Source organism: Streptomyces sp. NPDC058812, assembly GCF_042744565.1.
In the GTDB taxonomy this organism is placed as follows: domain Bacteria; phylum Actinomycetota; class Actinomycetes; order Streptomycetales; family Streptomycetaceae; genus Streptomyces; species Streptomyces thinghirensis.
Genome location: NZ_JBHYOB010000008.1, coordinates 328126 through 355010 on the forward strand (window position 1 = coordinate 328126; position 26885 = coordinate 355010).

Sequence of the window (26885 nt, forward strand, 5' to 3'; positions counted from 1 at the left end):
CTGGAGACAGCCATGTCCCTTTCCCTGCACGAACCGCTGCACGAACCGCTGCACGAACCGCTGCACGAACCCCTGCCCGAAACCCCGCACCGGCCCACCGAAGCGCCGGTCACCCCCGGCGCCGCGACCGCGCTCCTGGAGTCCTACCGACCCGCGACCGACCGCTTCCTCGCCACCCCCCACCGCACGTTCCTCGGCCGCGGCACCGCGGCCGAGATACCCGGCGGCTCCCGCCCGCCGGCCAGGCGGGTGCGGGAGGTGCTGGAGTCGCTGCGCCGCCCCGGCGCCCCCGCGCCGGTGGTCGTGGGGACGCTGCCCTTCGCCCCGGACGCCCCGGCCGCGCTCGCGGTGCCGGAGTCGGTGCGCTGGGCGCCGCCACTGCGCGAGGACCCGCTGATCGCACTGCCCGTGCCCGAGGAGCGGGACCGTCCCCAGTGGCGGGTCCGGGAGGTCCCGGCCGCGGGACGGTACGGCGAGGCGGTCGCCGCCGCGGTGGCGCGGATGCGGGCCGGGGAGTTCGACAAGGTCGTCCTCGCCCGCACCCTGGAGCTGACCTCCGCCCGGCAACCGGATCTGCCGGCCATGCTGCGCCGCCTGGCCCGCCGCGACCCGGCCGGCTACACCTTCGCCGTGCCGAGCGGACCGGGCCGCACCCTGGTCGGCGCCAGCCCCGAACTGCTGGTCTCCCGCCGGGGCGTCCGGCTCACCGCCAACCCCCTCGCGGGATCGGCGCCGCGCAGCACGGACCTCGCCGAGGACGTGCGGCGCGCGGTCGCCCTGCTGGAGTCCGAGAAGGACCTGCACGAGCACGCCGTCGTCGTGGCCGCCGTACGGGAGGCGCTGGCGCCCTTGTGCACCACACTGCACGTGCCCGAGCGGCCCACGCTGGTGCGCACCGCCGCCATGTGGCACCTGTCGACCACGGTCACCGGCGAGGTCTCCGCCCCGGACACCACCGCCCTCGACCTGGCGTCCGCGCTGCACCCCACCCCGGCGGTCTGCGGCACGCCCACCGAGCTGGCCAGGCGGGTGATCGCCGAGTCGGAGCCCTTCGACCGAGGCGCGTACACGGGCATGGTCGGCTGGCAGGACGCCGACGGCGACGGCGAGTGGGTGGTGACGATCCGCTGCGCCGAGGCCGAGGGCAGGACACTGCGGCTGTTCGCCGGTGCCGGGGTCGTGGCCGCGTCCACGCCGGAGGCCGAGACCGCGGAGACCGCCGCCAAGTTCCGTACCTTCCTGCACGCCGTTGGAGCAGCGCTGTGACCCTCACCCCCGGTGTGGACGCCCCCACCTGGCCGCCCGAGTTCGCCGAGCGCTACCGGGCCGCCAGTCACTGGCGCGGCGAGACCTTCGGCGGCATGCTCCGCGAGCGGGCCGCCACTCACCCCGACCGGATCGCCCTGGTCGACCCGGCGCCCGAGCGGCGCACCTGGACGTACCGGGAGCTGGACGAGCGCGCCGACCGGCTCGCCGCCGGGTTCCTGGCGCGCGGCATCGCCAAGGGCGACCGGGTCGTCGTGCAGTTGCCGAACATCGGCGAGTTCGCCGAGGTGGTCTTCGCCCTGTTCCGCATCGGCGCGCTGCCGGTGTACGCGCTGCCCGCGCACCGCGAGACGGAGATCTCCCACTTCTGCTCCTTCACCGAGGCCGTCGCGTACGTCGTTCCCGACCGGCACGCCGGTTTCGACCACCGGGACCTGGCCGCGCGGATACGGGAGCGGACGCCGGGCCTGAAGCACGTCTTCGTGGCCGGGGACCCCGGTGCGCACACGGCGCTGAGCGAGGTGCCGTGCGAGCCGTCCGGTCCGTTCGACGGGCCCGAGCCGCACGAGCTGGCGTTCCTCCAGCTCTCCGGCGGGACGACGGGCCTGAACAAGCTGATCCCGCGCACCCACGACGACTACATGTACTCGCTGCGGGGCTCCGACGAGATCTGCGGCGTGGACGGCGACACCCGTTTCCTGGTCGTGCTGCCGGCCGCGCACAACTTCCCGATGAGTTCACCGGGTTGGCTGGGTGTCCTGTACGCGGGCGGCACGGTGGTGCTCGCGCCGAAGCCCGACCCGGCCACCGCGTTCCCGCTGATCGAGGCCGAGCGGATCACCATGACGGCCCTGGTGCCGCCACTGGCCCTGGTGTGGACCGAGGCCGCTCCCGCCACCGGGCACGACCTGTCCACCCTGGAGCTGACGCTGGTCGGTGGCGCCAAGTACAGCGAGCGGGCCGCCCGCCGGCTGGAGCCCGCGCTCGGCTGCGGACTGATGCAGGTGTTCGGCATGGCCGAGGGCCTGGTCAACTACACGCGGCTGGACGACGACACCGAGACGGTCGTCACCACGCAGGGCCGGCCGATCTCCCCGGACGACGAGGTCCGCATCGTCGACGACGAGGACCGCGACGTCCCGGAGGGCGAGTTCGGGCATCTGCTGACCCGCGGCCCCTACACCATCCGCGGCTACTGGCGGGCCCCCGACCACAACCGGCGGTCCTTCACCGAGGACGGCTTCTACCGCACCGGCGACATCGTGCGCCGTACCCCGGCCGGCCACCTCGTCGTGGAGGGCCGTGCCAAGGACCAGATCAACCGCGGCGGCGAGAAGATCGCGCCGGAAGAGGTCGAGAACGTCATCCTCGCCCACCCGTCGGTGCACGACGTGTCGGTGGTCTCGGTGCCCGACGAGTACCTCGGCGAACGCTCCCTCGCCTACGTGATCCTGCGGCGGGGCGCCGCCCCGCTGAAGCCGGTCGCGGTCAAACGGTTCGTCCGCGAACACGGCATCGCCGCCTACAAGGTCCCCGACCTCGTCGAATTCGTCGACGCCTTCCCCCACACCGGCGTCGGCAAGATCAGCAAGACGCAGCTGCGGTCCACCGCCGGACAGGCCTGACCGTACCGAGAGGACTCCCCCGTGGCACTCCCCGCCATCACCCCCTATCCGCTGCCGGCACCGGACGAGCTCCCCGAGAACCGCGTGTCCTGGACCGTGGACCCCGCGCGCGCCGTTCTGCTCGTGCACGACCTGCAACAGCACTTCCTGTCCGCCTTCCCTTCCGGCGAGCCGCCCCTGACCGGCATGCTCGGCAACACCGCCCGCCTGCTCAAGGAGTACCGGCGCCTGGGCGTGCCGGTGCTCCACTCCGCCCAGCGCGGCGGTCAGACGCCCGAACAGCGCGGCCTCCAGCTCGACTTCTGGGGCCCCGGCGTCGCCGACGACCCGGAGAGACTCGCCGCGCCCGAGGCCGTCGCCCCCGAGGACGGGGAGACGGTGCTCACCAAGTGGAAGTACAGCGCGTTCGTCCGCACGGGGCTGGCGGACCTGCTGCGTGAAAAGGGCCGCGACCAGATCGTCATCGCCGGCGTGTACGCGCACATCGGCGTGCTGATGACCGCCGCCGACGCCTGGCAGCGGGACATCCAGGCGTTCGTCGTCGCCGACGCCGTCGCCGACTTCTCCCGTACCGACCACGACATGGCGCTGCGCTACGCCGCCGGCCGCTGCGCGGTCGTCACCACCACCGACGCGCTCCTGACGGAGGCCTGACCATGGCACTGACCGTTGAGCGGATCCGCACCGATGTCGCCGACTGCCTCGGCGAGGATCCGACGGACATACCCGTCGACGAGTACCTCGTCGACCACGGCCTCGACTCGATCCGCATCATGACCCTGCTGGAGCGCTGGCGCCGCGAGCACGCCGTGGCCGCCTCCTTCGCCGACCTCGCCGAACGGCCCGTCATCGAGGCGTGGGCGTCCCTGCTGGGGGCGGTATGACCACCCTCCCCCTGACAGCGGCCCAGTCGGGCATGTGGTTCGCCCAGGCCCTGGACCCGCTCAGCCCCGCGCAGAACACCGCCGAGTGCCTTGAGATCGACGGACCGCTCGATCCGGGACGGTTCGCCCGAGCCCTGCGCCGGGTGACGAATGAGGCCGAGGCGTTGCGGGTCCGGGTCGAGGACACCCCGGACGGTCCCGTGCAGCGCGTGTCGGATGTCGTCGAACTGCCGCTTACGGTACGCGAGTCGGACACCGAGGCCGAGGCCGAGGCGTGGATGCGCGCCGACCTCGCCGAGCCGTTCGACCTGGCGGCCGGACCGCTGTTCCGCCACGCCCTGTTCCGGGTCGGCGCCGACCGGTGGCTGTGGTACCAGCGCGTCCACCACCTCGTCATCGACGGCTACGGCTACTCGCTGCTGGTGCGCCGCACCGCCGAGGTGTACTCGGCTCTCGTCCGCGGCGAGGAACCCGCCCCACGCGGCTTCGGCCACCTGGCCGACCTGGTCGCGGACGACACCGCCTACCGGGAGTCGGCCGCCTTCGAGGCCGACCGGGCGCACTGGGCCGAGGCGTTCGCCGACCGGCCGGAGGCACCACGGCTCGCGGGACGCGGCGCCCTGCCGTCCCGCACCTTCCTGCGCCGCACCGCCCACCTCTCCCCCGGCGCCACCGAGCGGCTCAAGGACCTCGCGACCCGGCTCCGCGCGACCTGGCCGGACGTACTGATCGCCGCGCAGGCCCTCTACACGGCCCGCGCCACCGCCCGTACCGACGTGGTGCTGGGCCTGCCGATGATGGGCCGCATGGGCTCGGCGGCACTGCGGGTGCCCGGCATGGTCATGAACGTGCTGCCGCTGAGGCTGGCCGTCTCCCCCGAGGAGACCTTCGCGGAACTGGTCCGGCGGGTGGTGCTCGGCATCCGCGAGATCCGCCGCCACCAGCGCTACCGCTACGAGGACATCCGCCGCGACCTGGGCCTGCTCGGCGAGGGCCGGGCGCTGGTCGGCCCGCTCGTCAACGTCATGCCCTTCGACTACGCCGTGGACTTCGCGGGCGCCCCCGCTCGGGCGAGGAACCTGTCGGCGGGCCCGGTGGACGACCTGACGGTCAACGTCTACGACCGCGCCGACGGCCGGGGCCTGCGCGTCGACCACGACGGCAACCCCGCGCTGTACGAGGACTCCGACCTCGCCGCGCACCAGGAACGGTTCCTGGACCTGCTGGACCGGCTGGCCGGCACCGACCCGCAGCAGCCCCTCGCGGTGCACACCGTCGCGACCCCGGCGGAAGTCGACCTGGTCATCGACGAGTTCAACCGCACGGAGCGGGCCCTGCCGCCGACCACGCTCGTCGGACCGATCGAGGCGCGGGCCGCCCGCACCCCGGACGCCACCGCGCTGGTCTTCGCAGACACCACGCTGACCTACGCGGAGCTGAACACCCGCGCCAACCGGCTCGCCCGGCACCTCCAGAGTCTCGGCGCCCGGCCGGGCACGGTGGTGGCGGTGTCGGTGCCGCGCTCGGTGGACCTGGTCGTGACGCTGCTCGCGGTGCTGAAGGCGGGCGCCGCCTACCTGCCGCTCGACCCGGACTACCCGGCGCAGAGGCTGGCGTACATGCTCGGCGACGCCGCGCCGGTGTGTGCCGTCACCGACCGCGTCGGCCGCCTCCCGGACGACACCGGCACCGGCACCGGCACCGGCACAGAGGTGGTCGTACTGGACGGGCTCGACGTGTCGTCGTACGCCTGGACGGACCCGGCCCGCGCCCTCACCCCAGCCCACCCCGCGTACGTCATCTACACCTCCGGTTCCACCGGCCGCCCCAAGGGCGTGGTCGTGCCGCACCGGGCGATCGACAACCGGCTGCGGTGGATGCAGCACGAGTACGGGCTGACGGCCGGGGACCGGGTGCTGCAGAAGACGCCGTCGTCGTTCGACGTGTCGGTGTGGGAGTTCTTCTGGCCGCTGCGCGAGGGCGCGACGCTGGTCGTCGCCGAGCCCTGCGTCCACAAGGACCCGGTCCACCTGGCCCGGTTGATCCGCGAACAGGCCGTCACCACATGCCACTTCGTACCGTCGATGCTCCAGGTGTTCCTGGGCGCCCCGGAGGCCGCCGGCTGCGCCCACGCGCTGCGCCGGGTGTTCTGCAGCGGCGAGGCCCTCCCGCGCGAGACCGCGTCCGCGTTCGCCCGCGCCCTGCCCGGTGTGGAGCTGCACAACCTCTACGGGCCGACCGAGGCCGCCGTCGACGTGACGTACCACGCGTGCGACCCGGCGGACATGGGCCCGGTACCCATCGGGCGGCCGGTGTGGAACACCCGCCTGTACGTCCTGGACGCCGCCCTCCAGCCGTGCCCGCCCGGCGTCCCCGGCGAGCTGTACCTGGCGGGGGCGCAGCTCGCCGACGGCTACCTGGGCCGGCCCGAGCTGACCGCGGCCCGCTTCGTCGCCGACCCCTTCGGACCGGCCGGCACCCGTATGTACCGCACCGGGGACCTGGCGCGGTGGACGGAGAAGGGCGAGGTCGAGTACCTCGGCCGTACCGACCACCAGGTCAAGCTGCGCGGCCAGCGCGTCGAACTCGGTGAGATCGAGGCGGCGCTGGCCGCCCGTCCCGGCGTGGAGGCGGCGTGCGCGCTGGTCCGCGACGACCGGCTCATCGGCTACGTGACCGGCGGCGCCGATCCGGCCGGGGTCCGGGCGGCGCTGGCCCGGGAGCTGCCCGAGCACATGGTTCCGGCGGCCGTCGTCGCCCTGGAAGCCTTCCCGCTCTCCCCCAACGGCAAGCTGGACCGGCGCGGGCTGCCCGCCCCCGTGTTCACCGGCGGCACAGCTGGGCGGCCGTACGCGTCCGCCCGTGAAGCGGCACTGGCCGGCCTGTTCGCCGAGGTGCTGGACGTGGAGGGGATCGGCCCCGACGACGCGTTCTTCGACCTGGGCGGGACCTCGCTGCTGGCGGTGCGCCTGGTCGGCCGGGTCCGCGAGGAGTTCGGCACCGAACTGACCATCGGCTCCCTGTTCGAGGCACCGACACCGGCCGCGCTCACCGCCCGGCTGGACGCCGCCGCACCGGCCGCCGGGGACGCGCTCGGCGTCGTCCTGCCGCTGCGCGCCGAGGGCGACCGGACACCGCTGTTCGGCATCCACCCGGCGGGCGGCCTCGCCTGGTGCTACGCGGGACTCACCGCGCGGCTCGGCCCGCAGCAGCCGGTGTACGGGCTCCAGGCCCGCGGCCTGGCCGGTGACGAGGCGCTGCCGCGCACTCTCCAGGAGGAGGCCGAGGACTACGCGGAGCGGATCCGCGAGGTCCAGCCGCAGGGTCCGTACCGCCTGCTGGGCTGGTCGGTCGGCGGTGTCCTCGCGCACACGGTCGCGGTCCTGCTCCAGGAGGCCGGCGAGGAGGTCGAACTCCTCGCGCTGCTGGACGCCTTCCCCTCCGACCAGTGGCGGGAGCGTCCCGCACCGGAGGAGGGCGACGCGCTGACGGCCGTACTGCGCATGGCGGGCTTCGACCGCACCGGCGAACGCACCCGCGAGGACGTGCTCGCCACGCTGCGCCAGGCGGGCAGCCCCCTGGCCGGACTCACCGACCGCACCCTGTCCCGGATCGTCGACATCGTGCCCAACCACGCCCGCATGATGCGCGAGCACGAACACCACCCGTACGACGGCGACGTGCTGTTCTTCACGGCCGCCGCCCCGCGCGCCGAGGACTGGCTGACCAGCGAGTCCTGGCGTCCGTACGTCACCGGCGCCCTCGACGACCACGACCTCGACTGCACCCACCCGCAGCTGATGCGGGACCGGTACCTCGACGACGTCGCGGCGGTCCTGGCCGCCCGCCTGAAGGAGCTGGACGCATGACCATGGAACCGGCCGGCCCCTTCGACCCCGGACCCGACGACGGCCGGGAGAACCATCTGGTCCTGGAGAACGCCGCGGGCCACCGGTCCCTGTGGCCCGCGTGGCGCCCGGTGCCGGCCGGCTGGACGCCCCGCTTCGGCCCCGCACCGCACGAGCGGTGCGTGCGCCGGGTCGCGGCGACCGGGAGTGATCCCCGAAGCCGGCTCAGCGGCCCAGGAGTTCCACCAGCCCGTCCGCCAGTTCCGTACGCCAGCAGAGGTAGTCGTGACCGCCGTTGAACTCCCGGTAGGAGGAGTCGTGGTAGCCGAGGTCCGTCAGGGTGTCGCGCAGCCTGCGCGCGGCGGGCAGGGCCACCCATTCCTGTGCGCCGAAGGAGAGCCGGAATCGCACCGGCAGCCGGGGCGCCCGGGCGAGGGCCCGGGTGAACCACTCCGCGTCCGGTCCCACCGGCCACCAGAACGAGCCCGACTGGACGAGGGCGCTGCCGAAGCGGTGCGGTGCCGCCGCCGCGGCGTAGGCGGCGGTCAGCCCGCCGAGGCTCTGCCCGGCGATCACGGTGTACGCCGGATCGTCGCTCAGGGGCAGGAGCCCCGCCGCCCACGGCAGCAGTTCGCCGGCGAGGAAGTCGACGTACGCGGGCCGGCAGGACAGTTCGGCCCAGCGGGTGGCCTCGTCCACGGCCTCCGGCAGTACGGCGGCGACGGGCGGGACCCGGCCGTCGGCGACGAGGTTGTCGAGGAGGTGGGCGAGCCCGAGGCGGGGCTGCCAGTGCTCGCCGTCGAGCAGCACCAGCACCGGCAGCCCCGCCGGCTCCCGGACCGCGCCGGGCGGTTCGTACAGCCAGACCCGGCGGGAACCGCCGAGGCGAGTGCTCGCCACGGAGTGCTCGGTGACGGTGCCGCGCGGGATGCCGGGCCGCGGCTCCCAGTCCACCGCACGCGGGGCAGCCGGGAGCTCCGCGTACGACACCGGCTCCGCCTCCCAGCGGTGCGGCAGCGTGCGGGAGTTGAGGGGATCGGGGCGGCGCAGGGTGCGCGGACGGCGCCGGCACCCGGGGGTTCCCGGGTCCGGGCCGTCGCCCTCGTCGACGTACAGGTCGTAGGTGCCGCGCCAGTCGTGCCGCAGGCGCAGGGACCAGTGCCAGACGTCCGTGCCGGGGACGCGCTCCATGAGATTGCCGTCGGGGACGTGCGGGTCACCGAGCTTGTTCGGCAGGACCTGGACGGCTCGGGTGCCGGGGGTGCCGCGCCACAGGAACGTCACCGCCCGGTGGTCGGCGCTGCCTCGCGGGTCGGGGCCCACCAGGGGCGTGCCGCCGCGGGCCCGCACGTCCGCCCAGAAGGCGTCCTCGCCCCCCGGCCCGGGCAGCGGGCACACCGGCTCGGTGAGGCGGGGCACCGGGTGCGGCCTGGGCAGGCGGGGCGGGTGGTTCGGGGCGTCTTCCGGAGGCTCATGAAAGTACGGGGATACGGATTCCAACTGACTGTCCATGATGTTGACTGTCCATGATCTCTAGATTAGGTTAGCCTTACCTTAGTTGATCGCATGTCGTGTTCCGCGCCGGCTTCGCCGCCCCCGACGTGCCCCGCTACTCGGACGTCCTTCTCCGTGACGTTTCGCCTGCCAGGAGCAGCCCTCATGACCTCTGACAGATCCGCTTCGCCCTCCGGCGCCCGGCTGAGCCGCGTGGTCGTCCTGACCACCGGCGCCACCCTGGGCCTGGGTGCCCGCTGCACCGCCCCACCGGCCGTGGCCGGTATCGGCGGCACATCCACCGACACGGTGGCCCTGGCGGCGGACACGGCCCAGCCCTCGGTCACCCTGGGCGCCAGGAGCGTGAAGCAGGGCGGCGAGGTGCCCTTCACCGCCGCCGGGTTCCCGGCCGGGGGCACACTGAGCGTCAAGTTCGACGACAAGACGCTGCTGAAGCAGATCACCGTCGGCGCCGACGGAAGCGCCTCGGGCACCGTCACCGGCCCCGCCGACGCCGCCAAGGGCGCGCACTGGCTGCGCTTCCTCGCCCCGAGCCCGGCCACCACGCTGAAGGTGGAGTTCACGGTCGTCACGGCGACGGACGGGGCCGCCGCGTCCTCCTCGACGTCCGGCACCACCGCCCCGGACACCTCCTCGAAAACCCTGGCCGCGGCGTCCGTCGAGACCCCCGTCTCCTACGCCACGATCGCCTGGTCCGCGGCGGCCGCCGGTCCCGCCACCGGTCCCGTCGCGGGCGCCTGAACCCGCCGCCCTCCGGGCGGCCACTGAGCCACTTCTCCCTCCGCAGTTGTCCGTTGATCCCCGAGAAAAGGGAGCTCCACCACCATGTCCATCCCTGCCACCGCCATCCGCCGCCGCACCGCGGTCGCCGCCGCCGTAGCCGTGGCGGTCGCCGCGGGCAGCACCCTGACCCTGGCGGGCACCGCGTCCGCGCAGTCCGCCGGCTCGTCGGTCACCACCGCCAAGCTCACCAAGGGCCTGTACCAGTCGTCCTACTCCGAGCGGAACAACGTGCTGTGGGTCACCGCCGCCGTCGGCCGCCCGCCGGTCACCGAGTCGCACCTGCTGAAGGTCGACCCGAAGACCCTGGAGATCCAGGCCGACTTCACCCCGCCGGTCACCGACACCGCCACCGGCGCCGTCGAGGCGGTCTACGGCGTCGCCGTCGACGACGAGCACAACACCGTCTGGACGACCAACACGCGCAACAACACCGTGTCCGTCTACAGTCAGCGCACCGGCGAGCACCTCGCCAGCCTGCCGAACGTCAACCACGCCCGTGAGATCGTCGTCGACGAGAAGCACGACACGGTGTGGGCGAGCGCCTTCGGCGACGGCACCCTGGTCGCCTTCGACACCAAGACCCTGAAGGAGAAGGAGCGCGTCACCGTCGAGGGCGCCGGCCCCACCGGCCTGACCGTCAACGAGAAGACCGGCGCCCTCTACGCGGCCGACCTCAACAACGACCGCCTGATCGAGCTGGCGCGGGGCTCCGAGAGCCCGCGCCTCATCCCGGCCGGTGACGGCCCGATCTCGGTCTCGCTGTCCAAGAACGGCAGGACCGCCTACACCGCCGACCAGACCTCGGGCACCCTGTCCGTGATCGACCTGAGGTCGGCCACCGTCACCCGCTCCGTGGCGACCGACGCCGGCGCCCTGTCCGTGGCGACCGACGAGCGCTCGGGCGACGTCCTGGTGGTCAACCGCACCGCCGCCAACGTGACCCGGGTCGACGTGAAGGAGGGCGTGATCGAGGAGAGCATCCCCACCGGCGCCAACCCGAACCACGTGGAGATCTCCAACGGCACCGCCTACGTGGTCGACAAGTCCGGCGCCACCGCGACCGAGGACACCGTCAGCCGGATCCGCCTCGCGCGCTGACGCCTCCGCCCACCGGTGCTCGTCACCTCCCGCCGCCTCCCGCCGCCTCTCGGCGGCGGGAGGTTTCGGCGGTTCGAGTGGGCACCCTCTGTGACCCAGGTCGAAAGTCGCTCTGTCGCCCAGGGCATGCTGGTCGTCGCAGTCACCCTGGGGGCGGCACTTCGGTCGAAACCTCGGTCGTCGTCTTCGATGCGATCAAGCTGGCCGGAGCTCGTCGACGCTGCCGTCGCCGGGGATGGGAGTGAGCGGAAAGGCGCTCAGACCGGTGGACAAGACGAACCTCCAACGGGCGTGGGTGGTCCTTCCGTGGTGGTGGGCTGCACGGTCACCACCGTGTCTGGTGCCGCCGTGCAGGTGGGCGGGCCCGGGAGCGGTGGTCAGACGGTGGTGTCGGGGTAGGCCGGGCTCAGGAAGTGCACGGTGCTCTGCTCGCAGTGCGGCTGGAGCAGGGTCTTGAGTTCGTCGGCCGCGGACTTGAGCAGGTGCTCGTCGCGGGTGGCGGCGACGGTCTCCAGGACGAAGGCGACGTGGGTGGAGTCTTCGGTGACGCGGGTGCGGTGGGCGTCGCGGTGGTTCCAGTGCCGGGTGAGCACGGCGGTCGTGTCGGTGTAGATGATCTCGCCCCGCTTCGGGGTCTCGATGGTGTCGGGTTCGCCGAGCGGGGTGAAGGTCTCGCTGCCGTCGGCGTAGCGAATTTCGACGTCGCCGGTGACGTGGTCGAGGTCGAAGGCGCCGGCGGGCAGGCCGTAGCGGACGGAGACGGCGTTGTAGGAGTCGACGGCCGGGTTGATTCTGGGCAGCGCGCCCTTCTTGGCCATGCGGCGGCCCAGGGCGTCGACGCTGGGGCGGATGCGGCGGGGGTTGGTTCCGAAGGAGCGGTATGCGGCATGCCACGCCTCGATGCGCGGGTCGCTCTCGTCTGCCGGTTGCCAGGCGCCGTCGGCGAGCTGGGCCTCCAGGTCCTCCAGGGCGGCGGTGGTGGCGGGCCAGGGCTCGCCACCGCGCAGACCGGTGGCAGTGACGACGGCGACGAGGGCGTCAGGGAAGACGTCGGCGACAGCGGGGCTGATACGGAAGGTGGTCATCAGGTGGTCCGTTCCAGGAAGGCGGCTGAGCGGGCAGGTCAGGTGAGGGCGAGGAGGCCGACGGCGACGGCGGCGGTGCCCAGGCCGATCAGTCGGCCGCGGTGGATCCGCTCGGCGAGGACGCTGCGGGCGAGCAGGACGGTACCGGCCGGGTACAGGGCGGTGATCACGGCGACGACGGCCAGGTCACCGCTGCGGGCGGCGAGCAGGAACAGCAGGTTGGTCACCGAGTCCAGCACACCGGCCGTCGCCGACATCGCGTACGCGGGCTTCTCGGATCCCAGTCGCCGGTACATCACACCGGCAGCGGCCAGCGTGACCGCGGAGGACACGGCGCGGCCGATGATCAGCGGTCACCTGATCATGACCGTGCACATTCCGCCCGGTCCTGGCTCGGCGGCCTGACCCGTCGCAGATCGTCCATTTGCTCGGCGTCGAGGTCAGCTCGCACCCAACATCGATGCATCTGCCCCTTGTTTATGCGAGCTACCACACCAGTCTCATCGCCGGGCGCCTTTCCCCTGACGGATCACCGCTGCGGGTGGTGTCCACTCACCTGCCCTCCTAGCGAGGTGGGATCGGCACTGACGACGGCCGCCACTCGCGCCGGATCAACCCGAACACCCATGAGTCGGATACCTCGCCGTTCACGACGCAGTCTTCCCGCAACGTCCCTTCACGCACGAATCCGATCTTCTCCAGAACCCGGGCAGATGCCACGTTGCGTGTGTCGGTCTCGGCCTGAACTCGATTCAGGTCCAGTGTGTCGAATGCCCACTGCAGCAAGGCGTGCGCAGCTTCCGTCGCGTAGCCGTGGCCCCACATCGCATCGTCGAGGCAGTAGCCCAACGACGCGCTGCGGCAGCCCGGATCCCATTCGGTCAGACCGCACCAGCCGACGAAGGCCCCGTCAGAGGCACGGTCGATCGCCACTCGCGCCCCGGTGCCCTCGTCCGCCATCTTCCCGCAAATCGCGATGAAGCGCTCAGCGCGAGCCCGGTCGTTCCACGGCGCGGAGTCCCAGTAGCGCATCACGTGGTGGCTGCTGTGCAGCGTGAAGAGGAGGTCCGCGTCGGCGTCGGTGAAGGGTCGTAGCCGCAGGCGAGCGGTGTGCAGTATGGGAGTGGCCAGTGTCATGGACGCCATCTTGCATCCCCGTGGGGCGGGCAGAGCATCGAATATCCGATCCCGGTCCGTTCCTCACGACCAGCGAACCGCGTACCAGCAGATCGTGCACACCTTCAACCAGTGTCCCCATCAGGCATTCGGCGTCCGCGAACGACAGGACTACTCGGCCTGCCCACCGGCGGCCCAAGCATGAACGTCATCCGCAGCCGCCCCGGACAAGGCCACTACCAGAGACATCCACGGTCTGAGCTGAGCAGTTCCGACGTACCTCGCGGGGGCTCGGAGTGCTGTGCTCGGCACGGGATTCACGGGCTCCGTGTTGGCGATCCGGCCGGGCCAAGGTGGTCGTACCGGTCAGGGAACTCGCCGAGATGGTGACGGGACTGGTGCACTCCGTGCGTCATTTCGCGTCAACGGACCGGCCGGGGACGGCCTTCACGGTGTCGACCGGCCGGTTACACCGATCCGAGAGCCTGGCGGAGTTGGGTCCCGGAGGCACTGCCTGCCCACCTCATTCGCAGGACGCGGTGCGACAGCTCGCTGGAGGGCATGAAATCCGCTCAGTCGCAACTCTCCGGAAGTCATGAAATTCTTCGACTCGCAAATCCGCCAGAGGGCACAAAATTGTTGGGTCCGCAAATCTGGCAGAGGGCATGCAGTCCGTTCAGCCGCAACAGTATTGACAAGAAAATCTGAGCTTGACGGCGTCGTGGAGTTTTCTTATGGTCCAGTCGTTCAGGTTCCCGCCGATCGATATCCGAAGGTGTTCATGACCGCGCCTCCAACGTTGCCGAAGTCCAAGCAGCAGTTGATTCTTGCCGTTCTCATGTTGTGTTCGCTGCTGATTTGGCTAGAAAATACCGTCCTGAGTACTACGCTGGAGACCCTTGCCGACCCGGTCCGTGGACTGGGGGCCAATCCCGGTCAGCTGCAATGGGCGACCGGTTCGTACACTCTGGCCTTCGCCACATTGATGTTCACTGCAGGCGCATTGGGCGATCGGTTCGGTCACCGGACTGTGTTTTCCAGTGGGTTGGTGATCTTCGCCGGGTCCTCGCTGTGGGCGGCGTACGCAAGCCATGCGGGCCAGCTGATCGCAGCTCGAGCTGCGATGGGAGTGGGCAGCGCACTGATCACGCCCGCCATGATGGCCATCCTTATGTGGACCTTTACTGGCCCCGCGCGGGCTGCCGCGATCGGCATTTTCTCGACGTCGGCCGGTGTCGGAATGGCTGCCGGCCCGGTGCTGGCGGGGTTCCTGCTCGATCGTTTCTGGTGGGGCTCGGTCTTTCTGATCAATGTCCCGGTCGCGGCATTGACGTTGGTCGGGCTCGCCGTGCTGGTTCCGAATTTCCGCAGCCCCACTCTGCGACCGCTGGACCCCGCTGGAATGTTGCTGTCGATCAGTGGGCTGGTGGCGTTGGCCTACGGACTGATCCGGGCGGGGCAGGTGGCGGCGTGGAGTCGTACCGACGTGTGGGCGCCGATCGCTGTCGGTCTGGCTCTGCTGGCCGTTTTCGTACTCGTCGAACTGCGCGTCAAGGTGCCCAGCTTCGATCCACGACTGTTCGCGCAACGCACATTCGGTGGCGGCAATGTTGCGCTCGGATTGCTGCTCTTCGGTGTGGCCGCCATCACCTTCTATAACGCATTCTACCTGCAAGGCGCGCTCGGATTTTCGCCGATGAAAGCGGGTTTGGCCAATATCCCGACCGCATTCGGCGCGCTCGCGGGGGCGCCCCTTGCCTCGCGCCTGGTCCGCCGCCTGCCGCTACGCCTTGTCACCGTGCCGGCGCTGACCGTGGCTGCGCTGACCATGGGCGGCTACGGGTTCCTCGGACTCCACACTCCACTCGTCTGGATCGAGATCCTGTTGTTGATACAGGGTCTCTCGATCGGCATGGTGATCGGCCCCGTTACGGCCGCACTGATCAGCGACCTGCCATTGGAACAGGCCGGCGCAGGATCGGCCGTCACCAACACCGTGCGACAAACCGGCAGTGTCATCGGAATCGCAGTAGGCGGCACGATCATGTCGATCATGTACCGACGTGCGATCGAACCTTCGCTGGAGGGTGTGCCCGGCCCGGTGCGGGATCAGGCGCGAGTCTCCGCCGAACAGGCCCGCCACGTCGCCACCGCTGTCCACCGGCCCACTCTTGCTCAGGCTGCTGACAACGCGTTCATCCATGCTATGCACGTCGGCGCGGGCTGGATCGCGGTCATCGCGCTCCTCGGAGCAGCTGTGCTGCTGATCACCTTGCCCGCTGTCGAAAAGAAGAAGGATCCGACACCGGAGCCGGACTGCGAAGAGGCCCGCAGCTCCGTCTGAGAGTGGGAAGGCAGCACCCGGGCTCAGGCTCGCCGCAGGGCAGCATCGAATGCCGGCTTCCGCAGCTCAGCGGGCACATTGGGCGCATCTCGCCAAGCGTCTGCGATCGCGAGAAGCGCCTCCCACGCGAGTTCGGCAGCGACGCAGGGCTGACCAGTGTCGATGTCGGCGAACAGCCGCTTGCAGAGGACGTTGGTGACGTCATACCGGGCGCCCGAGGCACGGGCCACATCGGCCACGCCCGAGTCCGCAGCATGACGCGGTTCACCGGGAAGCCGAATGGCAACCGAACCCGCGGAGCAACTTCGCCCATGAACGAAGTCGCACAGAGCGCAGAGTTGATTTCGGGTCGGCAGGTACGGCTGGACAATACGCTCGGTCGGCAGCCGACTCCATCGGTGCCGCCCCCGCCTGCCGCCCCGACGCTGGTTCCAACTCCCGCAGCCAGGTTCCAACTACCGTGTCCCGGCCCAGCAATGCGCGGCGCCTCAACGCCGACTCGCTTCACGGAGACCCGTGCCGCCGCCGCTCGCACAGCTGCCCGCCGTCACGGCCCAACAGCCTCGGCGACGGCCGCATCGCCACCACCCGCGCAAGGACTTCACCGAAGCCGCCGTCGTAGTCCTGTCCACGCCCGGCCACGAAGGCAAAGCGTACGAGCTGTCCGGTAACACCGCGCGGTCGCTGGAGGAGTTCGCCGCCACCGCGGCCGAGATCCTGCGCACCGCGGTGCGCTACCAGCCACTCACGACCGAGCAGGAGCGCGAGCAGCCGCTCGCTGGCGCTCTCCACTACTCGGTGTTACTTTGTAGTGGTACTCGGTATCACCGAGTACTGAATGAGCTGAGGTGGGCTTGCGATGGACGACCTGACGGAGATGTTGAAGGGCACGCTCGAAGGGTGCGTGCTCGAAATCATCAGCAGCGAGGAAACCTACGGGTACGCCATCACTCGCCAACTGAACGAACTCGGCTTCGCCGACGTCGTCGAGGGGACGGTGTACACCATTTTGCTGCGACTGGAGAGGAACGGACTCGTCCAGGTGGCGAAACGGCGATCCGAGGCCGGTCCGCCGCGCAAGTTCTACTCGCTCAACGACGCCGGACGCGAGGAACTCGCGAAGTTCTGGGCGAAATGGCAGTACGTATCGTCACGCATCGACAGGCTCAAGGAGGGCGGGAGATGAACTTCTGGGAGAAGGTCACAGGCAGCGATCTCACCAGGGACTGGAAGGCGTTCGGAGCCCGGGTCGAGGCTCTGCCGGACGACTACCGGGAGGCGTGGGACCAGATCGTCGCCCACCTCTTCCCTTACGGGGACTTCACCGGCCGCAACCTGACCCCGATCCTCGACTCCGCCCTGGGGCTGCTCGAAGTGTCGGCAGCGGACGGGCAGAGCGTCCACGAGGCGCTCGGTGACGACACCCGGGGCTTCTGCACAGCGCTGGCCGGCGGAGCAGGGGCCCGGACTCATCGCGACCGGTGGCGCGAGCAGTTGAACAGGAACGTCGCAAGGAAATTGAGCCGGCTGGGAGGCTGACGTGAGCATCCAAGACATCATCGAAGGCAAGAAACAGTGGCGGGCGCACGTTGCCCGGGTCAAGGCACTCCCGCCGGACTACCAGATCGTCTACAAGGAGATGCAGAAGTACCTGTTCAAGGTCGGACCGGTCAGTCTGTCCGACGGGCCCCTGCTCCCTGGAATCGTCGACTTCTTCGAGGAGGGCGTCGCCGCGGGCAAAGGAGTCTTGGAACTCATCGGCACCGACGTCGCCGCGTTCTGCGACGGCCTGATCAAGGACTCACGCACCTATGCGGACGTCTATCAGGAGTCCCTCGGGGGAAAACCCGGCACGGCCGAGAAGTAATACCCGCCGACCTCGGATGACCTCGGCTTAAAGATGCGGGTCTACTGCGAGTGACGCCACCGTGCGCCAGGGCCTGGCCCACTGGGGTCGGCCCTGGCGGCTTCCTCCACCACCTCAGCTTTCGAAGGGGAGACCCTCATGGCTCCATCTGTCATGCCCACGACTACTACGAACGGCGGTCGCCCGTCGCCGCCGCTCGCCATCTCCGCCGTCGGCCTGCGCAAGGCGTACGACGACAAGACCGTCCTCGACGGCATCGACCTGCACATCCCGGAAGGGTCCGTCTTCGGTCTGCTCGGTCCGAACGGCGCGGGCAAGACCACCGTCGTGAAGATCCTCTCCACGCTCATCGGTGCCGACGGCGGGCAGGCCCAGGTCGCGGGCCACGACGTCGCCACAGAACCGGACGGGGTGCGGGCCGCGATCGGGGTCACCGGGCAGTTCTCCGCCGTGGACGGGCTGATCACCGGTGAGGAGAACATGCACCTCATGGCAGACCTGAACCACCTCTCCAGGAGCGAGGGCAAGCAGGTCACCGCCGAGCTGCTGAAGCGCTTCGACCTCGTCGACGCCGCCGCCAAGCCGGTGCAGAGCTACTCCGGCGGCATGAAGCGGCGCCTCGACATCGCCATGACCCTGATGGGCAGCCCGCGCATCATCTTCCTCGACGAGCCGACGACCGGCCTCGACCCGCGCTCGCGCCACAACATGTGGGGCGTCATCCGCGAGCTCGTCTCCGAGGGCGTCACCGTCTTTCTCACCACCCAGTACCTGGAGGAGGCCGACGAACTCGCCGACCGCATCGCCGTGCTCCACGACGGCCGGATCGCCGCCGCGGGCAGCGCCGAGGAACTCAAGCGGATGGTCCCCGGCGGGCACATCCGCCTTCGTTTCACCGATCCGTCCGCCTACCACAGCGCCGCCACCGCGCTGCGCGAAGTGCAGCGGGACGACGAGGCGCTGACGTTGCAGATTCCCAGCGGCGGCAGCCAGCGCGAACTGCGCTCCATCCTCGACTGGCTGGACTCCGTCGACATCGAGGCGGACGAGCTGACCGTGCACACCCCCGACCTCGACGACGTCTTCTTCGCCCTCACCAGCAACAACGTCGCCACCCCGGCCAAGGAGACCGTCCGATGAGCTCCCTGGCCCTGGCCGTGCGCGACTCGTCCACGATGCTGCGCCGCAACCTGCTGCACGCGCGCCGCTACCCGTCCGCGACGCTGAACCTGCTGCTGACGCCCATCATGATGCTGCTGCTCTTCGTCTACGTCTTCGGCGACGCGATGAGCGCCGGCATCGGCGGCGGCAGCGGCGCGGACCGCTCCGACTACGTCGCCTACATCGTCCCGGGCATCCTGCTGATGACCGTCGGGAGCACCACGATCGGCGCAGCGGTGCACATGGCCATGGATATGACCGAGGGCATCATCGCCCGCTTCCGTACGATGTCGATCCACCGCGGCTCGGTGCTCATCGGGCACGTCGTCGGCAGCGTGCTGCAGTCGGTCATGAGCGTGGTGCTCGTCGGGGCCGTCGGCGTGGCCATCGGCTTCCGCTCCACCGACGCAGGCGTCCTGGAGTGGCTGGCAGCGTTCGGACTGGTCACGCTGTTCTCCCTGGCACTGACGTGGATCGCGGTCGGGATGGGCCTGTCCAGTCCGAATGCTGAGGCGGCCGGCAACAGCGCCATGCCGCTGATCCTCCTGCCGCTGATCTCAAGCGCGTTCATCCCCGCCGAGACGATGCCGGGCTGGATCCAGCCGATCGCCGAGTACCAGCCCTTCACCCCGGCCATCGAGACCCTGCGCGGCCTGCTGCTCGGCAGCGAGATCGGCCACAACGGCTGGCTGGCCGTCGCCTGGTGCGTGGGCCTCACGGTCCTCGGCTACCTCTGGTCCAGAGCCCTGTTCAACCGCGACCCGAAGTAGCCGGCAGCCCCGCCCCTGATTCCATGCCATCGACCGGCCCGCGTGGGCCTCCGGTGCCCGGGCCGACGGCGCCGAGCCGTACGACCGAGGCGGGGAGCGGCTCGACACACACCGCTGGGATCTCAAGAGCAACGGGTCAGGTCAGGGCTACTCCGTTAATTCTGCGGAAGTACTACCGGGACTCCTTGGAGAGACCCTCATGGGCCCGAGATGATCGAGGGGCTGTGCGAACCGATCCGAGGCTCGGAGGGGCTTCCCGACCACGGGGTGGTCTCGCTCCGGGAGAGGATCGGTTGTGGGAACCGCGTGGCTCTGCGGGCCGTTGTGTGGCGCAGGCCGGCTTACTGGAGTTCGCTGAAGCGTTCGGTTGCTCGCGTGCGTCCGGCCACGATGATGGTGTCGCCTGCTTCCACGACGGTTTCGGCGGTGGCGTAGGTGAAGCCTTCGCCGGGGCGTTTGATGGCGACGACGGTGATGCCGTGACGGGTGCGGACGGCGCTGTTGGACAGGGGGAGGCCGATGATGTCGGCCGGCGGGTTGGTCTTGACCATGGCGAAGTCGTCCTCGAACTCGATGTAGTCCAGCATGCGGCCCCGTACGAGGTGGGCGACCCGCTGCCCCATGTCGTGCTCGGGGTAGACGACGTGGTGGACACCGAGCTGGGTGAGGATCCGGCCGTGGGCTTCGCTGGTGGCCTTGGCCCAGACGTTCTCGATGCCGAAGGAGATCAGCAGCGAGGCGGTGAGGATGCTGGCTTCCAGGTCGGTGCCGATGGCGACGACGGCACGCTCGAACTCATGGACGCCCAGCTGGCGCAGGGCATCCTCCTTGGTGGAGTCGGCCCGCACGACGTGGGTGAGGGACCCGGAAAGGGCCTGGACGACTTCGGCGTGCTCGTCGATGCCGAGGACTTCGGTGTCCTCGTCGACGAGTTCCAGGGCCAGGGCACGGCCGAAGCGGCCCAGGCCGATCACGACCACGGAGCTCTCCGGGCCGCTGCGCCGTTTCTTGGGGCTGGGTTTCCTAGCCAATGACGGGTCGCTCCTCGGGAAGGTCGTACAGGCGGACGCGGCTGCGCAGGGCGAGCGCGGAGGCGACGGTGATGGGGCCGAGCCTGCCGATGAACATCAGCACGACCAGCAGCAGCTGCAGACCGGGGTGCAGGCCGGCGGTGATGCCGGTGGACAGTCCCACGGTGGCGAACGCGGAGGTGGCCTCGAACAGCGACTGGTCCAAGCTGTGGTCGGTGAAGACCACGAAGGCCAGCGTGGACACGGCGACGGCGGCCACGGACAGCAGCACCACGGTCAACGCCTGCCGCTGGAGATCACCGTGCAGGCGGCGGTGGAAGATGTTGACCGCGCCCTCGCCACGGATCTCGGCGTGTATGACGAAGAACAACACGGCGAAGGTGGTGACCTTGATACCGCCGGCGGTGCCGGCGCTGGCGCCGCCGACGAACATCAGCACGTCCGTGCCCAGCCAGCTCGCGGGATTCATCTGGGACGTGTCGATGCTGTTGAAGCCGGCGGTGCGCGGCATGACGCCTTGGAAGAACCCGGCCAGCAGCTTCCCGTGAGCGTCCATGGGGCCCAGGGTGGCCGGGTTGGACCATTCGATCGCGGTGATGAAGGCGCTGCCGCCGACCAGGAAGATCCCGGAAGCCCACAGCACGATCTTGGTGTGCAGGGACCAGGACCACGGCCGTCTCCAGCGGCGGCGCAGCTCGAACAGCACCGGGAAGCCCAGTCCACCGGCGATGACCGCCAGCGCGATGGGCAGGCAGATCCAGGGATCGGTGGCGAAGCCCATCAGGCTGTCGGAGTACAGCGCGAATCCGGCGTTGTTGAACGCAGAGACGGCGTGGAAGACGCCCAGCCACACCGACCGCGGCCAGGGCTCGTCATAGGCGGTGGCGATCCGCAGGGCCAGCACCAGCGCGGTGACCGCCTCCAGGAGCAGGCTGACCTTGACCACACCGGTCACGACCGCACGCACATCGCCCAGCCCCAGGGTCTTGGTCTCCGCGGCGGCCGTCAGGCGCGCTTTCAGGCCGATGCGGTGCGAGACCAGCAGTACCAGCAGGGAGGCGAAGGTCATGATGCCGAAGCCACCCACCTGGATGAGCGCCAGGATCACCGCCTGCCCGAATCCGCTCCAGTAGACGGGGGTGTCCGCCACGACCAGACCAGTCACACACACCGCGGACGTGGCGGTGAACAACGCATCCACCGCGCCCGCGCCGCCCGGCCCTGCCTTGGCCACCGGCAGCATCAGCAGACCGGTCCCAGCCGCGACAGCCGTGGCGAAGCCGGTCACGACCGCCTGCGCCGGATGCCGAAGACGCGGCCACCGGCGCCTCACCACAACAAGCCCTCCGCTCCGCGGACACGCACCAGAATTGTTCGCACTGGGAGACGATAGACAACCTTAACGGCGTTTCCGGCGCCGGGGCCTGTCTTGTGCCCTCCGCCGTGTCTACGCTTACGCCATGCGCCCCCGACGCGGCCCCCGTCCCACGCATCCTCACTGGTCCCTGCCCAGCGCGCAGGCGACCAAGTGAAAGGGCCCGCATTCGACCATGACATGCGGCGCACCAAGTACACCCTGTTCCTGGCCGCCGCCCTGCTGGGCACCGCCGGTGTCATCAGCGACACGTTGTGGCTGCTGGGCATCGGGGCCTGGGCGCTGATCGCCGCCGGCCTGATCGAAATGATCTACCGACCTTGACCTCGACGGCAGGGACACGCGTCGCTCGGCACTGGGCGCTCGTGCCATTTGCCGCGCTCAACGGCGCGGACTGGGGCATCGTGGTCCAGTCAGGCGACGGACGGGGCAGGGCCCTTGTCCGGCTGGGATGACGGCGAACGGGGACAGCCCGGCGAGCAGGAGGGCAGGCGTGCCGGACTCCACGGTGTAGAGGCCGTTGACCATCACTGGGTCGTCCGGCCCCGGTGCACCCCGGCTACCGATGGCCCGTGCGGTGCTGCACTCCCGCCCGTCCAGTGTGATGCAGCGCCCGCCGGGACGGATGACCACGACCGGCTTCGCAGACGGGCCGCTGGCAATGACGTAGGGGGCTCCGCCGCTGAGTACCGCGACAATCGCCCGCGTCGTGCCCGCACCGGCGCACCCTCGTGCGGGGTGCCCCAGGCGGGGCCGCGCACGGGCACGGCAAGCGCCAGTGGGGAGCCGTCCTCGAAGCGCGCCGCTCAGGTGCCGGCCAGGGCGGACTGCTGGAAGAGCGCGCCTCGGTGGCCGGGTACGGACCGGTGGAGGCCGTAGCCCGCAACAAGGTCAATCTCAAGCGGAACGCCGCGCAGACTACGACGTCAAGGACGAGGACGTCGCCCGGCTCTCCCCGCTCGAGGACCGGCACATCAACTGGTCCCGGGCCGTTACCTCTTCAATATCAAGGCCAGCGGCCCCGGTCAGGACCTGCCCTTCTTCCGCGACCCGGACGCCTTCGAGGACGGCGAGGACGAGGTCTGGCGGCCGGCGCCGATGCCCTGGCCGTCGGGCATCTGGTCAAGTGTGCGGTCGAGCGATTTTGGTCCCAGCACTGTGGCCCACCGTCCACGGCCGGAGTTTCTGAGGGTTGCAGGCCGCCCGGGAACGCCAGGTCACGGTCACCTGTCCGGTGCCGGCGTCGCTCAGGTCAGGGGGTCAGGACGGTCTTGCCGGCCAGGCCTCCGGCGGCAGCCGGGGCGCGGACCGCGGCCTGGTCGGCACGCAGCCGCTCGGCCAAGTCTCCGCCCTCGACCCGGGCGGCCAGCTCGGCGATCCGGGCGAACCGGCCTGCGGCACGGGCGTGGACCGTGGCCAGGTCGGCCAGTGGCAGCCGCTGGGCCACCTCGATCGCCAGATCTCCGGCGTCGACGCGGGCGACCAGGTCGGCGAGCTGGGTGACGTCGCCGCGCACGAACACGTGCACCGTGCGCACCCCGCGTCCGGCATCCTGCGGGCCGGGAGTGGTGACGCTGACGAAGGCTCCGCCGTCGGCGACCAGGTCCACCAGCTGCGCGTTCTCCTCGGGGCCGGCGGGAGCCAGCTGCAGCACCACGTCGAAGTGCTGCCCGGCCAGCGCCTGCGCAACGGGGGTCACGGCGTAGTCGACGATCCGGTTCGCGCCGTAGGAGCGGACACGGTCGCGGCTGCGCGCACCGGCGGTCGCGGTCACGGTGGCACCGGCCTGCGCGGCAAGCTGGACGGCGTACCCGCCCACTGCGCTGCCTGCGCCGTTGATCAGGATGTTCTGCCCGGGCTTGAGGTCGGCGTGTTCGAACAGGGCCTGCCATGCCGTCAGCCCGACGAGGGGCAGGGCCGCGGCGTCGGCCAGCTCGACGGTGCGGGGAGCGGTGGCCAGCGCCTCGGCGGATGCGGCGACGTATTCGGCGGCCGCGCCGGGCGCGGCCGCCGGCAGAAGCGCGACCACCGCGTCCCCCACGCTCCAGTTGGGCACGCCCTCGCCGACCTCGGTGATGACTCCGGCCAGGTCGAGGCCGGGGATGTGCGGGAAGACCAGTGGGAGCAGGTCCTGTCGCAACCCCGCGCGCAGGCCGGAGTCCGCGTCGTTGTACGAGGTGCCGGCCACCCGCACCACTACTTGGCCCACACCTGGCACCGGCCGGTCTGCCTCCTCGTAGACGAGGACGTCGCTGCCGCCGTAGGAGTGGTAACGCACTGCCTTCATGACTTCTCCACTTCGCTCACTTGCTTGGTCCATCGGTCATCTCCCTGGCGGGTCAGCTGGTGAAGGACTCGTGGCCGAAGCGGCCCCACGCCACGAAGGCGGCCAGGGCTGGGTAGGCCAGGTCCGCCGCGATCGCCGACGGCTCCGCCGGCCTTGACGGCCCCGACGCTGACGTCTTCGACCCATCCCCCAGCGGGAAGGGCGGCTGGCTTCTCCTCGGGCGCGAACAGGTTGGTGGTGCTTCCGGTCTGGAAAGGAATCACGTCCGCGGGTCGGGGATGTTGGTGTTCAGCGCAGGGTGAGCGGAGTCGCGGATGTGACGTGGGACAGCTTCTCCGGGTTGCGGACGTAGTAGAGGCCGGTGATGAGGCCGTCCTCGACACTGATCGCCATGACGCCGTCGATCTCGCCGTCCAGGCGGACGAGGAGTGCCGGCTTGCCGTTGACCACGGTCGGTTCGGTGGTGAACGCGCCTTCGAACTTGCCCATGCCCCCGGCGAACATACGGGCCACCCGCTCGGCGCCGGTGACCGGCCGCAGCGCGGCGTGTTTGATGCCGCCGCCGTCGCTCATCAGGACGACCCCAGGGGCGAGCACCTCAAGGAGGGCCTGCGGGTCCCCGGTTTCGACGGCGTGCTGGAACGACTCCAGGACCGCCTGGCCCTCGTTCGAGGAGACCACCCGGCGGGGGCGGCGGGCGTCGACGTGCCGGCGGGCGCGGTGGGCGATCTGACGGACGGCTGCGGGACTCTTGTCGACGGCGGCAGCGATCTCGTCGTAGCCGATGTCGAAGACCTCGCGGAGTACGAACACGGCGCGTTCCATCGGTGACAGCGTCTCGAGGACGAGCATCAGGGCCATCGACACGCTCTCGGCGAGCTCGACGTCCTCGGCCACGTCCGGCGCGGTGAGCAGCGGCTCGGGCAGCCAGGGGCCGACGTATGCCTCCCGGTGGCGCTTGATGGTGCGCAGCCGGTTGAGCGCCTGGCGGGTGGTGATCCGGACCAGGTAGGCGCGCTGGTCGTTCACCTGCCCCAGGTCGGCCTTGACCCAGCGCAGCCAAGTTTCCTGGAGGACGTCTTCGGCGTCGGCGGCCGATCCGAGCATCTCGTAGGCGACGGTGAAGAGCAGATTGCGGTGGGCGATGAACGCCTCGGTCGCCGGGTCGGTGGCGTCGTCGCTCATCTCTCGTCCCCTCTCCTCGTCCTTCGCGGTCGGCCCTGGCGGCCGGCCGCGTTCGCATGCGTCCACAGCAAGTTCCTCGCAGCGGGCACCGGTCAGACTGCCCGGTCAGCGGCGGCCGGTGCCTCGGCGCGGTGGGCGCGCAGCAGCTGCCGGCGCTTGGCGACACCACCCGGCACGCGGTGAAACCTGTATGAGCCGGGTTTGTGCGCCTCTCCGGCCAGGTGCTTGAGGATGCCCTCGCAGACCACCTCCTTGATCCTGGCGCCCAGGCCGTCGTCGATGTGCAGCCACACCGCGACGTCGGACCTGTTGGCGAACTGGTAGATGCCCGCGTTTCGGCCCAGGCTGACGCACTGGGCGTACATCGACTGATGAAGGTTCTCCGGCTGCTCACCCGCGAGTCGGCTGAGCACGGTGTCGGCGGCCCGCGCGCCCAGCGGCATCGCGTTCAGACAGCTCATCCGCAGCGGCAGGTCCGACGGTGCCGCCGAGTCCCCGGCCGCGAGGACGCGCGCGTCGTCCACGCTCGTCAGCGTCTCGTCCGTGAGCAGGCGCCCCACCGCGTCCGTGCTCAGCCCGCTGCGGACGGCCAGGTCCGGAACGCCGAAGCCGACGGTCCAGACGGTGACCTCGCTCGGCAGCTCACGGCCGTCGGCGAGCCGCACGGCTTCGCGGGTCACCGCCGTCACCATCGCGTCAGAGCCGTCGATGACCGTCACACCGAGCCGGGCCAGCCGCTTCGCGACCGAGCGCCGGCCCCGGGTGTGCAGATACGGGCCGAGTACACCTCCGCAGACCAGAGTCACCCGGCGGCCTGCTTCCGCCAGCTCGGCGGCGGTCTCGATGCCGGCGGGACCAGCGCCGACCACTGTCACGGGGGCCGTCGCGGGCGCCGCGTCGAGAGCCGGGCGCAGCCGCTGCGCCTCCTCCAGGGTGGCGATCGGGTAGGCGAACTCGGCCGCCCCCGGCACGCTCGGTTCGGCGCTGCCGCTGCCCACCGCGTAGATCAGGTAGTCGTATCCGAGCGTGCCGTCGGCCGTCAGTGTCACGCTCCGCCCGGCCACGTCGATCCTGGTGACGGTGTCGACCACCACCCGGACGCCCTCGGCCAGGACGTCCGGGTAGGCGACGACCGCGTCGTCGGAGCCGCCGACCAGCTGATGCAGCCGGACCCGGTGGACCAAATTGGGGCGCGGGTTGATCAGTGTCACTGTCACGTCGTCGCGCAGCATCAGCCGGTTCGCGGCCATCACGCCCGCGTATCCGCCACCGATCACGACCACATGCGGGTTCCCAGTCACAACGCCTCCTCCGACTCCGGGTGTTCGGCCTCAAGACACCGCGCCATCGTCCTCTGTGACAGGACGTGAGTCAGATCACTTCACGGGGCTCGGCTGGAGCTGGGTCCGCATTGGCGCCGGCCGGGTGTACACGAACCCGGTCGGAGGCGAGTCCTGCGCGCACTCGGGACTCCAACTCCCTTTCATTCACGGCCCTTTGCCCGAGTGAGACCGAACAAGTCCGCGCGGAACCTGCGAAGCACTGGTTCGGTTCACAGAACCCGTTCTCACTCGAAGGTGGGTGCGGGGTACTTCTGAGAATCGTTCGTGACACCATCCACAGTTGAGACGGCCCCCTCAAGAGT

25 protein-coding genes and 1 pseudogene are annotated in these 26885 nt (G+C 70.5%); 15 read left to right on the forward strand and 11 right to left on the reverse strand.

Annotation, left to right across the window (positions count from 1 at the left end):
• The first annotated feature begins 12 nt into the window (after positions 1-12).
• From ACFW48_RS19460 to ACFW48_RS19485, 6 genes are read left to right on the forward strand one after another with little or no spacing between them, the layout of a single operon-like run.
• The gene (locus ACFW48_RS19460; RefSeq protein WP_386316175.1) at positions 13-1266 is read left to right on the forward strand and encodes an isochorismate synthase; all 1254 of its coding nucleotides are present in this window, start codon (positions 13-15) and stop codon (positions 1264-1266) included.
• Positions 1263-2891 carry a (2,3-dihydroxybenzoyl)adenylate synthase gene (locus tag ACFW48_RS19465; RefSeq protein WP_386316177.1) on the forward strand — a complete coding sequence of 543 codons (1629 nt, stop codon included), beginning with the start codon at positions 1263-1265 and terminating at the stop codon, positions 2889-2891. Before ACFW48_RS19460 ends, ACFW48_RS19465 begins: the two co-directional genes overlap by 4 nt.
• A 21-nt stretch (positions 2892-2912) precedes the next feature.
• The gene (locus tag ACFW48_RS19470) at positions 2913-3545 is read left to right on the forward strand and encodes an isochorismatase family protein (RefSeq protein ID WP_386316178.1); all 633 of its coding nucleotides are present in this window, start codon (positions 2913-2915) and stop codon (positions 3543-3545) included.
• A gap of 2 nt (positions 3546-3547) precedes the next feature.
• Positions 3548-3775 (forward strand): phosphopantetheine-binding protein, encoded by a 228-nt coding sequence (locus tag ACFW48_RS19475; RefSeq protein WP_386316180.1) that lies wholly within the window; start codon positions 3548-3550, stop codon positions 3773-3775.
• On the forward strand, positions 3772-7644 hold the full coding sequence (locus ACFW48_RS19480; RefSeq protein ID WP_386316182.1) for an amino acid adenylation domain-containing protein: 3873 nt from the start codon (positions 3772-3774) through the stop codon (positions 7642-7644). The genes ACFW48_RS19475 and ACFW48_RS19480 overlap by 4 nt, the downstream gene beginning before the upstream one ends.
• A 2-nt stretch (positions 7645-7646) precedes the next feature.
• Positions 7647-7922, forward strand: a complete 276-nt coding sequence (locus ACFW48_RS19485; protein WP_386316313.1) for an MbtH family NRPS accessory protein — start codon at positions 7647-7649, stop codon at positions 7920-7922.
• On the opposite strand, the gene fes is transcribed toward ACFW48_RS19485, so the two are convergent.
• A complete protein-coding gene (gene fes / locus ACFW48_RS19490) occupies positions 7849-9135 on the reverse strand; it encodes an enterochelin esterase (RefSeq protein ID WP_386316183.1) in 1287 nt (428 codons plus the stop codon). The genes ACFW48_RS19485 and fes overlap by 74 nt on opposite strands.
• 147 nt (positions 9136-9282) lie before the next feature.
• Here fes and ACFW48_RS19495 point away from each other — a divergent pair, with 147 nt between their 5' ends.
• Both ACFW48_RS19495 and ACFW48_RS19500 read left to right on the forward strand, forming a co-directional pair.
• Positions 9283-9879, forward strand: a complete 597-nt coding sequence (locus tag ACFW48_RS19495) for a hypothetical protein (protein WP_386316185.1) — start codon at positions 9283-9285, stop codon at positions 9877-9879.
• 84 nt (positions 9880-9963) lie between these two features.
• Positions 9964-11019 carry a YncE family protein gene (locus ACFW48_RS19500; RefSeq protein ID WP_386316187.1) on the forward strand — a complete coding sequence of 352 codons (1056 nt, stop codon included), beginning with the start codon at positions 9964-9966 and terminating at the stop codon, positions 11017-11019.
• 377 nt (positions 11020-11396) lie between these two features.
• Here ACFW48_RS19500 and ACFW48_RS19505 read toward each other — a convergent pair whose 3' ends face one another.
• The 3 genes and pseudogenes from ACFW48_RS19505 to ACFW48_RS19515 all read right to left on the reverse strand — a co-directional run bounded on the left by ACFW48_RS19505 (position 11397) and on the right by ACFW48_RS19515 (position 13241).
• Positions 11397-12104: a B3/4 domain-containing protein gene (locus ACFW48_RS19505; protein ID WP_386316188.1), complete on the reverse strand. Its 708-nt coding sequence runs from the start codon at positions 12102-12104 to the stop codon at positions 11397-11399.
• Positions 12105-12142: 38 nt separating this feature from the next.
• A pseudogene (locus tag ACFW48_RS19510) lies at positions 12143-12457 on the reverse strand (EamA family transporter); the annotation flags it as partial.
• 211 nt (positions 12458-12668) lie between these two features.
• Positions 12669-13241: a GNAT family N-acetyltransferase gene (locus ACFW48_RS19515; protein WP_386316190.1), complete on the reverse strand. Its 573-nt coding sequence runs from the start codon at positions 13239-13241 to the stop codon at positions 12669-12671.
• A gap of 760 nt (positions 13242-14001) precedes the next feature.
• Between ACFW48_RS19515 and ACFW48_RS19520 the strand changes: the two genes are divergently transcribed.
• Positions 14002-15564 (forward strand): MFS transporter, encoded by a 1563-nt coding sequence (locus ACFW48_RS19520; protein ID WP_386316192.1) that lies wholly within the window; start codon positions 14002-14004, stop codon positions 15562-15564.
• 23 nt (positions 15565-15587) lie between these two features.
• Here ACFW48_RS19520 and ACFW48_RS19525 read toward each other — a convergent pair whose 3' ends face one another.
• Both ACFW48_RS19525 and ACFW48_RS19530 read right to left on the reverse strand, forming a co-directional pair.
• Entirely contained in the window at positions 15588-15803 is a 216-nt protein-coding gene (locus ACFW48_RS19525; RefSeq protein ID WP_386316194.1) for a hypothetical protein, read from the reverse strand.
• 265 nt (positions 15804-16068) lie between these two features.
• Complete coding sequence (locus ACFW48_RS19530) at positions 16069-16356, reverse strand: hypothetical protein (RefSeq protein WP_386316196.1); 288 nt, start codon at positions 16354-16356, stop codon at positions 16069-16071.
• A gap of 67 nt (positions 16357-16423) precedes the next feature.
• Between ACFW48_RS19530 and ACFW48_RS19535 the strand changes: the two genes are divergently transcribed.
• The 5 genes from ACFW48_RS19535 (at position 16424) to ACFW48_RS19555 (ending at position 19362) form a co-directional block, all read left to right on the forward strand.
• On the forward strand, positions 16424-16750 hold the full coding sequence (locus tag ACFW48_RS19535) for a PadR family transcriptional regulator (RefSeq protein ID WP_386316198.1): 327 nt from the start codon (positions 16424-16426) through the stop codon (positions 16748-16750).
• On the forward strand, positions 16747-17103 hold the full coding sequence (locus tag ACFW48_RS19540) for a DUF1048 domain-containing protein (RefSeq protein WP_386316200.1): 357 nt from the start codon (positions 16747-16749) through the stop codon (positions 17101-17103). Before ACFW48_RS19535 ends, ACFW48_RS19540 begins: the two co-directional genes overlap by 4 nt.
• Before the next feature lies 1 nt (position 17104).
• Positions 17105-17431: a DUF1048 domain-containing protein gene (locus ACFW48_RS19545; RefSeq protein WP_386316201.1), complete on the forward strand. Its 327-nt coding sequence runs from the start codon at positions 17105-17107 to the stop codon at positions 17429-17431.
• A 138-nt stretch (positions 17432-17569) separates the two neighbouring features.
• Positions 17570-18571 carry an ATP-binding cassette domain-containing protein gene (locus ACFW48_RS19550; protein ID WP_386316203.1) on the forward strand — a complete coding sequence of 334 codons (1002 nt, stop codon included), beginning with the start codon at positions 17570-17572 and terminating at the stop codon, positions 18569-18571.
• Positions 18568-19362 carry an ABC transporter permease gene (locus tag ACFW48_RS19555; protein ID WP_386316205.1) on the forward strand — a complete coding sequence of 265 codons (795 nt, stop codon included), beginning with the start codon at positions 18568-18570 and terminating at the stop codon, positions 19360-19362. The genes ACFW48_RS19550 and ACFW48_RS19555 overlap by 4 nt, the downstream gene beginning before the upstream one ends.
• A 341-nt stretch (positions 19363-19703) precedes the next feature.
• On the opposite strand, the gene ACFW48_RS19560 is transcribed toward ACFW48_RS19555, so the two are convergent.
• Both ACFW48_RS19560 and ACFW48_RS19565 read right to left on the reverse strand, forming a co-directional pair.
• Positions 19704-20393, reverse strand: a complete 690-nt coding sequence (locus ACFW48_RS19560; RefSeq protein WP_386316207.1) for a potassium channel family protein — start codon at positions 20391-20393, stop codon at positions 19704-19706.
• The gene (locus ACFW48_RS19565; protein WP_386316209.1) at positions 20386-21681 is read right to left on the reverse strand and encodes a TrkH family potassium uptake protein; all 1296 of its coding nucleotides are present in this window, start codon (positions 21679-21681) and stop codon (positions 20386-20388) included. Before ACFW48_RS19565 ends, ACFW48_RS19560 begins: the two co-directional genes overlap by 8 nt.
• 267 nt (positions 21682-21948) lie before the next feature.
• Here ACFW48_RS19565 and ACFW48_RS19570 point away from each other — a divergent pair, with 267 nt between their 5' ends.
• Positions 21949-22092, forward strand: a complete 144-nt coding sequence (locus ACFW48_RS19570) for a hypothetical protein (RefSeq protein WP_386316211.1) — start codon at positions 21949-21951, stop codon at positions 22090-22092.
• A gap of 928 nt (positions 22093-23020) precedes the next feature.
• Here ACFW48_RS19570 and ACFW48_RS19575 read toward each other — a convergent pair.
• The 3 genes from ACFW48_RS19575 to ACFW48_RS19585 all read right to left on the reverse strand — a co-directional run bounded on the left by ACFW48_RS19575 (position 23021) and on the right by ACFW48_RS19585 (position 26541).
• Positions 23021-24055 carry an NADP-dependent oxidoreductase gene (locus ACFW48_RS19575; RefSeq protein WP_386316213.1) on the reverse strand — a complete coding sequence of 345 codons (1035 nt, stop codon included), beginning with the start codon at positions 24053-24055 and terminating at the stop codon, positions 23021-23023.
• Between the two features lie 288 nt (positions 24056-24343).
• Positions 24344-25240: an RNA polymerase sigma-70 factor gene (locus ACFW48_RS19580; protein ID WP_386316215.1), complete on the reverse strand. Its 897-nt coding sequence runs from the start codon at positions 25238-25240 to the stop codon at positions 24344-24346.
• A gap of 92 nt (positions 25241-25332) precedes the next feature.
• Positions 25333-26541, reverse strand: coding sequence for an NAD(P)/FAD-dependent oxidoreductase (locus tag ACFW48_RS19585; protein WP_386316217.1), 1209 nt, complete (start codon positions 26539-26541; stop codon positions 25333-25335).
• Between the last annotated feature and the right edge of the window lie 344 nt (positions 26542-26885).

Coding starts and splice junctions, on each gene's coding strand:
- ACFW48_RS19460 (WP_386316175.1), top strand. CDS start 13: ATGTCCCTTTCCCTGCACGAACCGCTGCACGAACCGCTGCACGAACCG.
- ACFW48_RS19475 (WP_386316180.1), top strand. CDS start 3,548: ATGGCACTGACCGTTGAGCGGATCCGCACCGATGTCGCCGACTGCCTC.
- ACFW48_RS19480 (WP_386316182.1), top strand. CDS start 3,772: ATGACCACCCTCCCCCTGACAGCGGCCCAGTCGGGCATGTGGTTCGCC.
- ACFW48_RS19485 (WP_386316313.1), top strand. CDS start 7,647: ATGGAACCGGCCGGCCCCTTCGACCCCGGACCCGACGACGGCCGGGAG.
- fes (WP_386316183.1), bottom strand. CDS start 9,135: ATGGACAGTCAGTTGGAATCCGTATCCCCGTACTTTCATGAGCCTCCG.
- ACFW48_RS19495 (WP_386316185.1), top strand. CDS start 9,283: ATGACCTCTGACAGATCCGCTTCGCCCTCCGGCGCCCGGCTGAGCCGC.
- ACFW48_RS19500 (WP_386316187.1), top strand. CDS start 9,964: ATGTCCATCCCTGCCACCGCCATCCGCCGCCGCACCGCGGTCGCCGCC.
- ACFW48_RS19505 (WP_386316188.1), bottom strand. CDS start 12,104: ATGACCACCTTCCGTATCAGCCCCGCTGTCGCCGACGTCTTCCCTGAC.
- ACFW48_RS19515 (WP_386316190.1), bottom strand. CDS start 13,241: ATGACACTGGCCACTCCCATACTGCACACCGCTCGCCTGCGGCTACGA.
- ACFW48_RS19520 (WP_386316192.1), top strand. CDS start 14,002: ATGACCGCGCCTCCAACGTTGCCGAAGTCCAAGCAGCAGTTGATTCTT.
- ACFW48_RS19535 (WP_386316198.1), top strand. CDS start 16,424: ATGGACGACCTGACGGAGATGTTGAAGGGCACGCTCGAAGGGTGCGTG.
- ACFW48_RS19540 (WP_386316200.1), top strand. CDS start 16,747: ATGAACTTCTGGGAGAAGGTCACAGGCAGCGATCTCACCAGGGACTGG.
- ACFW48_RS19550 (WP_386316203.1), top strand. CDS start 17,570: ATGGCTCCATCTGTCATGCCCACGACTACTACGAACGGCGGTCGCCCG.
- ACFW48_RS19555 (WP_386316205.1), top strand. CDS start 18,568: ATGAGCTCCCTGGCCCTGGCCGTGCGCGACTCGTCCACGATGCTGCGC.
- ACFW48_RS19570 (WP_386316211.1), top strand. CDS start 21,949: ATGCGGCGCACCAAGTACACCCTGTTCCTGGCCGCCGCCCTGCTGGGC.
- ACFW48_RS19575 (WP_386316213.1), bottom strand. CDS start 24,055: ATGAAGGCAGTGCGTTACCACTCCTACGGCGGCAGCGACGTCCTCGTC.
- ACFW48_RS19580 (WP_386316215.1), bottom strand. CDS start 25,240: ATGAGCGACGACGCCACCGACCCGGCGACCGAGGCGTTCATCGCCCAC.